The 11,967-nt window shown below is 43.9% G+C and carries 12 protein-coding genes; 10 read left to right on the top strand and 2 right to left on the bottom strand.

Annotated elements, in window-relative coordinates; genetic code table 11:
- Nucleotides 1–5: 5 nt before the first annotated feature.
- The 8 genes from ACZ5NG_RS06025 (at nt 6) to ACZ5NG_RS05990 (ending at nt 7,223) form a co-directional block, all read left to right on the top strand.
- Entirely contained in the window at nt 6–788 is a 783-nt protein-coding gene (locus ACZ5NG_RS06025) for a hypothetical protein (protein ID WP_464250923.1), read from the top strand.
- A gap of 33 nt (nt 789–821) precedes the next feature.
- Nucleotides 822–1,589, top strand: a complete 768-nt coding sequence (locus tag ACZ5NG_RS06020) for a Rossmann-like domain-containing protein (RefSeq protein ID WP_464250922.1) — start codon at nt 822–824, stop codon at nt 1,587–1,589.
- 769 nt (nt 1,590–2,358) lie between these two features.
- Entirely contained in the window at nt 2,359–2,724 is a 366-nt protein-coding gene (locus ACZ5NG_RS06015; RefSeq protein WP_464250921.1) for a sigma factor-like helix-turn-helix DNA-binding protein, read from the top strand.
- A 180-nt stretch (nt 2,725–2,904) separates the two neighbouring features.
- Nucleotides 2,905–4,200: a sulfite exporter TauE/SafE family protein gene (locus ACZ5NG_RS06010; RefSeq protein WP_464250920.1), complete on the top strand. Its 1,296-nt coding sequence runs from the start codon at nt 2,905–2,907 to the stop codon at nt 4,198–4,200.
- On the top strand, nt 4,200–4,901 hold the full coding sequence (locus ACZ5NG_RS06005) for a hypothetical protein (protein ID WP_464250919.1): 702 nt from the start codon (nt 4,200–4,202) through the stop codon (nt 4,899–4,901). Before ACZ5NG_RS06010 ends, ACZ5NG_RS06005 begins: the two co-directional genes overlap by 1 nt.
- Before the next feature lie 571 nt (nt 4,902–5,472).
- Nucleotides 5,473–5,952, top strand: coding sequence for a hypothetical protein (locus ACZ5NG_RS06000; RefSeq protein WP_464250918.1), 480 nt, complete (start codon nt 5,473–5,475; stop codon nt 5,950–5,952).
- 201 nt (nt 5,953–6,153) lie between these two features.
- On the top strand, nt 6,154–7,011 hold the full coding sequence (locus ACZ5NG_RS05995) for a ClpP family protease (RefSeq protein WP_464250917.1): 858 nt from the start codon (nt 6,154–6,156) through the stop codon (nt 7,009–7,011).
- On the top strand, nt 7,008–7,223 hold the full coding sequence (locus tag ACZ5NG_RS05990) for a YlzJ-like family protein (protein WP_464250916.1): 216 nt from the start codon (nt 7,008–7,010) through the stop codon (nt 7,221–7,223). The genes ACZ5NG_RS05995 and ACZ5NG_RS05990 overlap by 4 nt, the downstream gene beginning before the upstream one ends.
- Before the next feature lie 387 nt (nt 7,224–7,610).
- Here ACZ5NG_RS05990 and ACZ5NG_RS05985 read toward each other — a convergent pair whose 3' ends face one another.
- The gene (locus tag ACZ5NG_RS05985) at nt 7,611–7,967 is read right to left on the bottom strand and encodes a spore coat protein (RefSeq protein WP_464250915.1); all 357 of its coding nucleotides are present in this window, start codon (nt 7,965–7,967) and stop codon (nt 7,611–7,613) included.
- Between the two features lie 14 nt (nt 7,968–7,981).
- Nucleotides 7,982–8,182 (bottom strand): ferritin family protein, encoded by a 201-nt coding sequence (locus ACZ5NG_RS05980; RefSeq protein WP_464250914.1) that lies wholly within the window; start codon nt 8,180–8,182, stop codon nt 7,982–7,984.
- Between the two features lie 140 nt (nt 8,183–8,322).
- Between ACZ5NG_RS05980 and ACZ5NG_RS05975 the strand changes: the two genes are divergently transcribed.
- A complete protein-coding gene (locus ACZ5NG_RS05975; protein ID WP_464253071.1) occupies nt 8,323–10,593 on the top strand; it encodes a DNA translocase FtsK in 2,271 nt (756 codons plus the stop codon).
- Between the two features lie 313 nt (nt 10,594–10,906).
- Nucleotides 10,907–11,959, top strand: a complete 1,053-nt coding sequence (gene mnmH / locus ACZ5NG_RS05970; RefSeq protein ID WP_464253070.1) for a tRNA 2-selenouridine(34) synthase MnmH — start codon at nt 10,907–10,909, stop codon at nt 11,957–11,959.
- Nucleotides 11,960–11,967: the final 8 nt, after the last annotated feature.

Here is an 11,967-nt window from a genome sequence, read left to right as displayed (position 1 = left end):
TTAACATGAAAAAAACATTAATTTCTATGTTGCTTATAGTAGTAATGCTGTTTACTCTTACTGCCTGTGGTACCGATAATGGGGCCAATCCGGAAAAACCGGCGAATTCTGTAGAAACTGCCGGCGATGAGGCTGCCAAAGATAAAGAAAACAAGCCAAACTATAAAGCAACAATGGTACCTTATGATGAATTGCCCGCTGCTAAACATATTGTGTTCCTGCAAAATGCTTTAAATTTTTCCCGTGAAGGTTTTTATAATGCCGATAATAAGCCGGTTACAGAAAACATTGAATATAAGGGCAATACCGTGGCTGCCTATCCAATCAGCTATGCGCTTAATTTTCTTACAAAGGGCTGCACCGGGGAAGTTACCGTTACCAATAATGACGGCAGTACACAAAAAATCAGCGCTGAAGATTTCTCCGGTCTTTATGTGATTGTTGATTTTACTTCAGATGCAGCTCCGGTACTTTATAACCCCAAGAGCGGCACAGAAATTAATGATTTTCTTTTTGCCACCACAGAAGGCGGGGAAGCTATTTATTCTGTTGTTAGCGGTTCTACCCATAATGCGGCGGAAGTTATTGCCAATGTCGGTTGGGATACCCAACAAAATTATCGCTTTGTTGCTACCGATAAGTTCCATATTCCCGTCAAGCCGGAAGAAAGTGCTAACGGCGAAATTAGAGGTACTCTTTCCGGTGCGATCAATGCTTCTTTTCCGGGCATGCAAATAGCAAGCGGTAAATTAAATGACCTAATTTTAATCCAACCTATTGAGGAATAGGCTTTTTGAATAAACCCCTTAGGAGGAAAGTTTATGATAATGAAAAAAGTGCTGGCTTATGCCGAACCCTTTTTGGCCGGCAAAACAGTCAGCGATTTAGTGGTTGGTATTTCTTTAATCGGTTGCCAACTTAGCGACGGCAACGTAGGTGTATCTTATGTTTTGCGTGAAGAGATTTCTTGTGGGTGTTCAAATTTTCCTTTTGCACAAGAGGTGATTGGCAAAGCGGCAACAGAGATTGCCGGCTGGGTTATCTCGGGAGAAAACGCTTTGCAAAGGGCAATCGGCACATCAGTACTTACTGCCGCTTCCTGTGCCCAACAATTACCTGATGACAACATAGAAGATATGCCTTTTGGCATAGAGATGAAATCTGATGACGTTGTCGGTATGGTCGGTTTTATTAAGCCGTTAGCTGCCCAAATATCCAAATCGGTGAAAAAATTAATTATCTTCGATAAGGCTATGTCCCTTGATCAGGATAATGAACTGTTGTATGGGATGGAAAAACAGCCGGAACTGTTACCCCAATGTGACATAGTTATTTTAAGCGGCACTACTACTATTAACGGCACTATCGACTACCTGTTGCAGTTATGCCCCAACGCGCGGGAAATTGTTATGGTGGGGCCTTCTACCCCCATGTTTCCCCAAGGCTGGCAAGACACTCCTGTAACTCGTCTTGCCGGTTCCTGCTGGGATAAGGAACATAAGGAAGAAATATTTAAGCTGATTTCCCTTGGCGGAGGCATAAAACCCCTTAAAGAATATATGTTTAAAAAAGCGATTGCTGTAAAGTAGAGCATAAACGAACCCGGGGCGGGGAGGTTAACCCTGCCCGTTCCTATAAATGCAACATTTATTTATAGGCTCTTTATGGGACGGCCTAGAAACCGGCACCTTGTAGCCAAGGCCATTTAGGCATATTTTCCAGCCCTTCAATTTTTAGTAGAGTTTCAGTAGATTTTCAGTAGATTTTTGTTTTATTTTATGTATATTAAAAGTGTAGGTTTTCTCCCTAAAAATATGGTAATATGCTATCCAACAAAATAGTAAAAAAAATAAAACAGACAATTAGTAGATGTCCAGTATGGTTTTAATAAATTTCCTGTAAAGTTTTAGTTTAATTATTGTACATAAGAAACCCCGAAACAAAAAACACTTTCTAATAAGGAAGTGTTTTTTGTTTTAGGTCCTAGGCATTTTTAAACATCGGGAGGTGTTTTTTTTAATTCTGCTTGTGACTTATAACACTAGCCAGTCCAATTAGCACCTTAAAGTTTTAATAGAGTTTTGGTAGAGTTTTGTTTTAATTTTTGCATATTAAAAGTGTAAGTTTTTTCTCTAAAAGTATGCTAATATGCTATCTAACAGGTAACCGGGATACAAAAATAAACAAAAATTACAGAAAACGATAAAAAATTAAAGGCACTTCCGAGGCACGGAGGTGCTTTTAAATCTTAATTGTGACCCAAAACACTAGCTATTTTCTATTGTTACACAAGGCACTAACTACCCCCTTTAATATAAGGGAACTAAAAAACAAACGATATAGCGGGGGTGTAATTTAATGAAAAACAAAACAAAAATCATTGTCAAGCATTTGAATAACTACAAAATATACCAAACAGGAATGAAAAATATTCAACTGTCTTTAGACCAAGTGGCAATAAATAAAAATAACGTCCGCCTTAAGGAACAGTTAAGTATTTACAAAGCAATAGTTAATTCCATAGATGAAGCATTAAAAATATTGCCTGATGATGAAAGGGAATTTATTAAGCTTCGCTATATAAACGAAAATACTATGCAGGAAACAGCCAGGCAAATGGGCTGCAGTGTTCAAAGTTGCTTTCGCATTCGCGACAGTGCCATGAACAAATTATTAATCAGTTTGAGCAACTTAATAAATATTTCACCGGACTTAGGTGAATAAAAGGTGCACCCTTCGGTTTTCTGAAGAGTGCACTTTTTATTTAACATAAATAGTTAATCAGAAAGGGGGGAAGCAAAGGGCAAAAAGCACCTTAATTTAGCGGTTAGATAAAAAATTTTAATCCATATACGTGCTTTTAGCTTATGTTGGAGAAATTTTTAAAGTTAAGGAGGTTTACCTATGAGCGGGAGAGCAATTTATACCGGGCTCATGCAGGCAACAAGAGCCTATGCCCGTTGGGAATATGAGTGCTCGATGAATATCCTGCACAATAAAAAGCGGCTGCTTCTGCTGCTGTTAATGTGCTTGCCGGTTATAATTCCGGCTATGGCTCATGCAGCTTCATTGCTGCCTGAATCCTTGGGTGGCAAAGCGGCCTATGCCCCGGCTTTTTTCACCCCTAAAATATTTTACGGGTCAATATTAGTCGGGCTTTGTGCCGGTTTAATTACCGGTTGTATCGGTGCCGGCGGCGGTTTCATTATTACACCGGCGCTGATGAGCTTTGGGGTGAAGGGTATCCTGGCAGTCGGTACTGACCAGTTCCACATCTTTGCCAAAGCCATCATGGGCTCTGCCGTGCACAAGAAGCTCGGCAACATCAACGTTAAATTAGCAATATCGTTTTTGGTCGGTTCATTTATTGGGGTAACCTTAGGGGGTTACATTAACCGGGCACTGTATAATTACAACCCGATAGTCAGTGACTTAGTGATCAGCACCATTTATGCGTTAATACTGGGCTTTTTGGGTATTTATGCCATGGCCGACTACCTGAAATACAGAAAAGTCCCGGAAACAAGCGCTGAGCAAGAAAGACTGACCGGCTTAGCCAGATGGTTGCAAAGCATCAAGTTGCCGCCAATAGTTAAATTTGACGAAGACAAATTCCCCGGCGGCAGAAGCATTTCCTTCTGGTTTGTCGCTATAGTAGGTGCTGCCGTTGGCTTGTGCGCCGCTATGATGGGTGTTGGCGGCGGATTCCTTACCTTCCCGGCTTTTGTTTACGGCTTGGGTGTATCCACAAGTACAACTGTAGGTACCGACGTATTCCAAATTATCTTTACAGCCGGTTATAGTTCCATTATCCAATATGCCATCTATGGTTATGTATTCTATACCCTGGCTATGGGTATGCTGCTTGGCTCACTGATTGGTGTGCAAGTCGGTGCCATTACCACTAAAGTAGTTTCCGGCAGTACTATTAAAGGCTTTTATGCTATCACTATTTTAGCCGGTTTTGTTAACCGTTTTTGCGCCCTGCCCGGCAAGATGCAATCTTTAGGCTATTTGGAAATGAGTGCCGGAACGGCAAACATGATTAACACAGTAGGTAATGTGTTATTCTTCGGGATTATCACTTTCTTCGGCCTATGGGTGTTTGCTAAGTTCTTTGCTAATGTAGGCCGGCTGCGGGCGGATGCCATAGCCAAAAGTGGGCTTAGCCCAGGCACCGGGAAGGGAGTGAGCCAATAATGATAGTCCATAAGAAAGAATTTTACATTGGCATAGTTCTGTTTGTAGTGTTCTTAGCCATATTTGCTTACATGTGGACACCGTCATTTAACAATATGAATGCCTTTGACTACGCTGACAATTTATTTAACGAGCTCTCTAAAGCTTCTTGCTACCAAATTCCGGATTTAATAAACCAGGCTGAAGAAAAAACCGGGACGGAGCTAAACGCGACAGTAAAGGCAGACGACCCGGAACAGGCCCAAACCATAGCAGCCATGTTTGACAGAATTGGGGCAAAGGCGGAAGTTACAGAAGAGGTTAAGGTTAATATATCCGGAGACTACGGGTTAATTACTAAAGCCATTTTGCAAGATAGCGATCAGGGCTTTAGCAATAACGCCGCTTACTTTGAAAACAAATACGGTTTAGATGCCAAAGAAGCCTTGTACACCTGGTGGTTATCCTTGGATAAAATCTACAAAGATTTACAAGCAAGAGGGGAATTTGAAGCGTCAAAATTTATTAACGATGTAAAGGTTAAAGGGCCGGAACCCGGTTACAACTATTTCGGCATTGAAGGACGGCCTATATCTGAGGCTACCGGAATAGCAACTTTCGCGATGGTGTTCTACATTTTCTACACTGTACTGCTTGGCTATGCCATTTACTTCCTCTTTGAAGGTGTAGGCATCTTGGCAAGCGGAAAGAAAGCAAGTTAAATTTGCATATATCTGCCTGAGGACGCGACGCACCTTATCTCAAGGGTCGCTCTTTAATCGGGCGATCTTTAAATATCAATCACTGGCAGGGATTTTATATGACGCCACAGGGGATATTGGCATCCCTGCTACACATCGCCTGCAGGGGCAGGGTTCACCCCTGCCCTTTTTTACAAAAAGTAACCTTGTTTATGGGCTGTAAAGCACTTGACCTTTACAACCGGTTAGCAATTTTTGCAGTTAGCATCAGGTAGGGTACTGTCTTGACCGCTTTTACTTATCTAAACAAGGTAGAGCGGCCAAGACTGTCTCCTACAATTTATCGTTCAGTTCCCCTTCATCATAGGGGCAGGTTCACCCCTCACCCCTGCCCCTTTTTTAAAAAAGTAGCGTTTCTTAACAGGGTGCCAAGGCCTTTACACTACATTACTTTTATTCTTAACGCTCAAACATCCTCGGTACTAATCCTCTGTTAATAATATTCTCTGAATGAACCGGCAAGGGTTAAATATCTTGGCAATATATTGTTGTTGGGCGCGGAGAGCGGCCGTAGTTTAGGAGGTGCGCAGCAGTGACTAAGCAAAAAAGAAAAAACGCGCGCATAAATAATATTAGTTTAATTATTAACGAATTACATCGAACAACTCCCCATGGCGGTTCAACAATTACCGAACTGGCAGCATTGTGCGGGGTGAGCACGCGAAATGTTTACCGCTATCTTAACGATATTGAAAGCATGGGCATAGAAATAATCCGCCCGGTACAGGTGAAACCGGGATTGCGCGGCAAAGGAAGGTATCAATTGAAAAACATTGCCGCTGACAGTGCCGAAGACAGCGGATTAATTGCTTTAATCAGCTATTGTATTGCCGGCGAGCTACAATGCCGTCAGCTTTATTATAAAACCTGTGAGCTGTTGATAAAATATTTGGCCCTAAAACACAAGTTAAGCCTACCACCCAATTGGACCCTTAAAATCAATACCTCTTCTCTTCATGAGGCTGTTGCACAAGGTTATGCAGGGAAGGAAAGCGTACCTGCAAGCGTGTAGTGCAACAGCCAATTTTTTTTGTGTATTTTCAGTTCCTTCCTCCACAGGGGCGGGCTAACCTGCCTGCCCGTTAAGAAACATTACATTGATGGTTGACTGGCGGCTGTAAGAGCAAGGAAGCCTCCCCGCCCCATATTTTTTGTGTATTTTTCTGGATAAAGTGCCATACTATACATGAATTTTGTTAAGGAGTGATCCAGTATGTCAGATCGCTATTTTTTCGACAGTTTTCCTAATCAGTTTCAACAGCAGCCGGGGCCTGGCTTTAACCCCAGTACCAACCCAATGCCGGATCCGGGGCCGCAGGTTCCGGGGCAACATCCGGGGAATTTACCGCCGGAGCCCGCCGCCGAACCGGGGAAAAAACGCGTGGTTGGCAAAAGCAAAAGCACTTTAGATGCCATCCGTGAGTTGGGTACGCCGGAAGTTCCGGAATTAAAAAGCAATATTCATGTAGTTACCATCATTGGTCAAATTGAAGGGCATTTAACCCTGCCGCCGCAAAATAAAACCACCAAGTACGAGCATATTATTCCCCAACTGGTAGGTTTAGAGCAAAATGATGAGGTGGAAGGGGTGCTGGTAATTCTCAACACCGTCGGCGGCGATGTTGAGGCCGGGCTTTGCATTGCCGAAATGATTGCCAGCATGAGCAAGCCAACGGTAAGTATAGTATTGGGCGGCGGCCACTCTATCGGCGGGCCGATTGCGGTGGCCAGCGACTACAGTTTTATTGCCGAAACCGCCAGCATGACTATTCACCCCATTAGGCTCAACGGCTTGGTGATAGGTGTGCCGCAAACCTATGAGTATTTAGATAAAATGCAGGATCGCGTGGTTAAATTTGTTGTAGAACATTCCAACATCAGTGAAGAGAAATTCCGCGAGCTGATGTTCCGCACAGGTGAGTTGGCGCGGGATATCGGCACCGTGTTAATCGGCAAGGATGCGGTGAAAGTGGGCCTAATTGATGAGGTGGGCGGTGTCGGCAAAGCGGTGAAAAAACTTAAAGAATTGATTGAACAGCGCAAGCAGGGGGGAGGCTTGCCGCTGCAATGATTTTATACACCCCGATGCAGTTAGAGCTGGTATTGGAAGGCTTTGAAAGCCAAACCGCCCAACAAAATCAAAAAGAAATACCCATTAGCAACGGCAAGCTGATTGTAAAGGATAATTTAGACGGCACCGCCAGTGTGGTGCGTTTAATATCAACCAATCCTTATGATTACCTGCGTCCCGATTATATGCCGGGTGCGTTAGTGCGCCTGTAAGCATGAGCCGAGGGTTTTTTTCCTCGGTTCTTTTTTTGGGGCGGCGGCATATATTTAAATTAAAAATCGCTATTTTTTACCTTTTTCTTTGAAGACAATTTACGGTGTGATATAATACGCATGTTCGGTTGATACGAACAGGGTTTTAGAGGCGGTAGCTTGACTGAATGGCAAGTATTTCCACACCGATTATTTTTGGCGCCGGTGTGCTGCAACTAAAAGATATCGCCCTGGCTGATATAAACAGCGGGTTTCTTCAGCGGCAGTAGGGTTTATCGCCGTTTCCGCATAGCCCTGGGCTTATTGGTTATCGGCCCTAAGGCCATTGTTTTTTGCTTGCAAAATAAATAACCATCGGGGAAAAGCTTTCCGATGGTTATTGGCACTTTAATAGCTTTGATTACTGTAGTAGTTTTGTCCTGAATGCTGCTGCTGATAGTTGTAGTTTGTTTGATTTAACTTTTGTGTTATTTCTTGCTGCATTTGGCTAATGCTGCCGGCAATTGTGCTGATATCCTGCTGATGGGCGGTCATTGTCGGATACCAACCCTTTTGCTGCATGTAGTTAAATAAATGCTGCTGCTCGTTATAGGTTTCATGAAGGATGTTTATATAGCTTTGCCGCAGTTGCGGGTTGCTGGCTTCTAAAATTTTTTGGTTTAAGCATTCGCAGGTATGTTTTAAATCCATTAACATTGCCATGGCCAAATCTTTATCCCGAATTTGATCCGTTGTTTGACCCATCTCTTATCCCTCCTTTAGTGCATATTTGGGCCGATAAATTGGCTTAACATTTGAAATGCTTGCATGCGGCGCTGAGCCATTTGCTGGCAGAGGTTTTTCATCTGCGGGTCTACACATTCCCGGGCATAGTGCTGAAAACTGGCAATGTTAGTTGATTCCAGCCGCAGATGATCCTGCATGTCTATTAGTTCGCGTATGGTAAATTGGTGCATCATGCCCCTCCTTTCCGAATGTAAGCTTGGTCACAACTGTAATATGTGCCATTTTGGGTTAATTATGCAAATCCGGGCAAAACTTTAAGCTAAAAGGAATCTGGTAATTTTTGTAGTATAATATACACGTGGGGGTGCGTTTGTTGCGGCTTCTCAGGATATTAAAAGACGAGCTAAAATATGAAATATTGGGCATATCACTGCTGGCTCTGGCAATACTGGGGTTGGCCAGCTTTTATAATCCTTCCCTGGGAGCAATCGGCAACTTTATCGGCCGGGTATCAAAAGGCATCTGCGGGGAAGGGCGCATCATCTTTCCTTTAATATTGGGTGTTTTCGGCCTGCGTTTAATGCTGCAGCGCTCCCGTTCTACAATAAGCGTTAAGGTATACGGTGCCGCAATGCTGTTTTTCATTACCTTAACGGTAATGCATATGCAGTATCCCCTTGAGCAGGCCTTTGCCCTTGGTTATGAAGGAATGGGCGGCGGTATTATCGGTGCCGCTTTTAGTTATGTTTTGCAAAAAGCTTTTGGACAAACCGGCAGTTATATTATTTTAACGGCGGCTACACTGGTAGCGCTGCTTTTAATTACCAATCAACCCCTTACCGCACTGGTGGGTGGGTTGTTTAAACGCAGTCAAAACGGATTAACCGGCATTAAGGATTCTTTGATTAACTTTTTGTTTACCGAGGAAGAAGTAGAGGAAGATACCGGCAAGAAAAAAAAGGAAGCTGACCATGAACAAGATACCATCCCCCCGGGAAAGCTTTTTATTGACGGTGTGTCGCAAGAGGACGAGCCGGCAGAGCCAAATAAATCTACTGCCCTTGCCGATTCGCCCTCAGTGATTACCGTAGCGGAAAGCAGTGAAAATGACGATGAAGCGGAAGCTTGGGATAGCGATAAACCGCCGGTTACATATACCAAGCTGTCAATTGAAGATACTCCCAGCTATCAACTGCCGCCGCTAACCCTGCTTTCCCGTCCCAACCGCGGCAAAAGCGGCGGCAGCGCCAAAGAAATTAAGGAACAGGCCGACAAACTGGAAAAGACCCTGGAAAGCTTCGGCATTAAGGCCAAAGTCATTCATGTTTCCCGTGGGCCGGCCATTACCCGTTTTGAAATTCAACCGCCGGTAGGGGTGAAGGTGAGCAGAATTGTCAGCCTGGCCGATGACATTGCCTTGTCTATGGCCGCACCGGATGTGCGCATTGAAGCGCCCATACCCGGCAAGGCGGCAATCGGTATTGAGATTCCCAATAAAGAAATAGCAATGGTGCATTTAAGAGATTTATTAGAGAGCAGGGAATTTGTTCAATCGGCTTCCCGGTTAACCATTGCTTTAGGGAAAGATATAGCCGGCAATTCGGTGGTGGCAGACTTAAGTAAAATGCCGCACTTATTAATTGCCGGAGCAACCGGTTCAGGTAAAAGCGTTTGCTTAAACACTATCATCTGCAGCATTTTGTATAAAGCCACGCCAAACGAAGTTAAGCTGTTAATGATTGACCCCAAAATGGTAGAACTGGCCAACTATAACGGTGTGCCCCATTTAGTGTCGCCGGTGGTTACCGATCCTAAAAAGGCGGCGGCATCGCTGCGCTGGGCGGTAAAAGAAATGGAGCGCCGCTATAACTTGTTTGCTGAAAGCGGCGTGCGCGACATTACCAGATACAACAACATGTTTAAGTCACAGCCGCCGGACTCAAAGCATAAAATGTTGCCCTTAATTGTGGTAATTATTGACGAGCTTGCCGACTTAATGATGGTGGCACCGGCCGATGTGGAAGACGCAGTATGCCGGCTTGCGCAAATGGCGCGGGCGGCAGGCATTCACCTGGTGGTTGCCACCCAGCGGCCCAGTGTAGATGTGATCACCGGCCTAATTAAGGCCAATATTCCTTCCCGCATATCCTTTGCGGTATCTTCCCAGATAGATTCTCGCACCATTTTAGATATGGCCGGTGCAGAAAAACTGCTGGGCAAAGGAGACATGCTGTTTTACCCGGTGGGGGCGTCCAAACCGGCCCGGGTGCAGGGGGCCTACCTTTCCGACAAAGAAGTGGAAGAACTGGTTAACTTCTTAAAGAAGCAAGCCAAACCGGTTTATGATGAAAAAGTAGTGCAAGCTGTGCCGGAAGAAGAGCAGCAGCCTGCCTTTGAAGATGAGCTGATGCCCCAGGCGGTAAAAATATTGATTGAGGCCGGACAAGCGTCGATCTCAATGCTGCAACGGCGGCTGCATATTGGCTATGCCCGGGCGGCGCGCCTAATTGATGCGATGGAACAAAGAGGGATTGTCGGCGGCTATGAAGGCAGTAAACCCCGGCAGATTTTAATGACTATGGAGCAGTACAATCAGGTATTTAAAAACGAAAACAAACAGGACGATAACAAAAACAAATCCTAGCTTAAAGAAGCTATATAAAGCCGCTCATTATGCGGCTTTATTGAGTTATATCATAAAAAGTGATATAATCCCTTGCGAAAACAACTAAATGTTCGCTAAACAAATGCCTAATTGATACCGCTAAGGGCGATACATAATGAAGGAAAGTTACCTGTAAGGTAAGATATTATGTTATGATAAATATGATAAATAAGGAGTGTGGCTTAACCCTCCTACGGAGGGATAATTTGCCCCATATGTAGCATCATAAACATTTAAATAACAGAGCAGGAATGTTAATATCTATTAGAGAAATAAATTGGAAGGATTAACCATGTATCAAGACATCTCTGTGGAAGAAGCCTTAAAATTATCAAAGGTTCATTACATAGACTTGCGTTCAGAAAAAGAATATCAAACAGATTCACTGCCGGGTGCGATTAATGTGCCGCTCTTTAATAATGAAGAAAGGGCGCAAATTGGTACCACTTATAAACAAGCAGGCCCGGAAGCGGCAAAACAGCTGGGTTTGGAAATTTTCGGGCCGAAATTAAAAAGTTTTTACGTCACAATGAGAAAACTGTCTAAAGAAAAGCCCTTGGTACTGTACTGCTGGCGCGGCGGCATGCGCAGTCAATTTGCCGCCGGTGTAATGGACAGCATGGGGGTGCCGGTAAGGCGCATCATTGGTGGATACAAGGCTTACCGTAAACTGGTTTATCGTTACCTGTACGGTGAGCGGCTGCCGCATCGGGCAGTGGTGCTGTACGGGTTAACCGGCGTAGGCAAAACGCACATTTTAGAACGTTTGCAAGAGATGGGGGCGCCGGTATTAGATTTAGAAGGCCTTGCCCATCACCGCGGGTCGGTTTACGGCAAAATAGCCATGCCTCCGTCGCCCTCGCAAAAGAAGTTTGAATCCGGTATCGCCGAAAAACTGGTAAAGTTTGAAAACAGCAATTATTTTATTGCTGAATGCGAAAGCAAACGCCTTGGCAAATTAAATGTGCCGCCTGCGGTAATGAATACATTAAAAGACGGTTACAAAATTTTGATTTATGCTAAACTAAGGACTAGAGTACAGCGCATCATTGAAGATTATACCGTCGGCCCGAACCACAATATTGAAGAACTGCAGGTTTCTACATCCAAACTGGTGAAGTATTTGGGCCGGCAAAAAGTGGCGGAGTTAAACAGTATGCTGGCCGCAGGTAATTTTGAAGAAGTATTTACTTATTTACTGGTAAACTATTACGATAAGCTGTATAAATACCCAGAGACTCATGATGACAGTTACGATTTATGTGTAGACAGTGAAGATTTAGATTTGGCTGCCCAAAAAATTTATGATTACATAATAAAATTACCCGGCTATAAACATATATAAGGGGTGAT

Source organism: Desulfovectis peckii (genome assembly GCF_055391705.1).
Note: the sequence above shows the minus strand (reverse complement) of the source record. Positions and strands in the feature narration are given on the sequence as shown.

Excerpts from the sequence above, each read along its gene's own strand:
- ACZ5NG_RS06025 (WP_464250923.1), top strand. The coding sequence starts at position 6 with ATGAAAAAAACATTAATTTCTATGTTGCTTATAGTAGTAATGCTGTTT.
- ACZ5NG_RS06020 (WP_464250922.1), top strand. The coding sequence starts at position 822 with ATGATAATGAAAAAAGTGCTGGCTTATGCCGAACCCTTTTTGGCCGGC.
- ACZ5NG_RS06015 (WP_464250921.1), top strand. The coding sequence starts at position 2,359 with ATGAAAAACAAAACAAAAATCATTGTCAAGCATTTGAATAACTACAAA.
- ACZ5NG_RS06010 (WP_464250920.1), top strand. The coding sequence starts at position 2,905 with ATGAGCGGGAGAGCAATTTATACCGGGCTCATGCAGGCAACAAGAGCC.
- ACZ5NG_RS06005 (WP_464250919.1), top strand. The coding sequence starts at position 4,200 with ATGATAGTCCATAAGAAAGAATTTTACATTGGCATAGTTCTGTTTGTA.
- ACZ5NG_RS05995 (WP_464250917.1), top strand. The coding sequence starts at position 6,154 with ATGTCAGATCGCTATTTTTTCGACAGTTTTCCTAATCAGTTTCAACAG.
- ACZ5NG_RS05990 (WP_464250916.1), top strand. The coding sequence starts at position 7,008 with ATGATTTTATACACCCCGATGCAGTTAGAGCTGGTATTGGAAGGCTTT.
- ACZ5NG_RS05985 (WP_464250915.1), bottom strand. The coding sequence starts at position 7,967 with ATGGGTCAAACAACGGATCAAATTCGGGATAAAGATTTGGCCATGGCA.
- ACZ5NG_RS05980 (WP_464250914.1), bottom strand. The coding sequence starts at position 8,182 with ATGATGCACCAATTTACCATACGCGAACTAATAGACATGCAGGATCAT.
- mnmH (WP_464253070.1), top strand. The coding sequence starts at position 10,907 with ATGTATCAAGACATCTCTGTGGAAGAAGCCTTAAAATTATCAAAGGTT.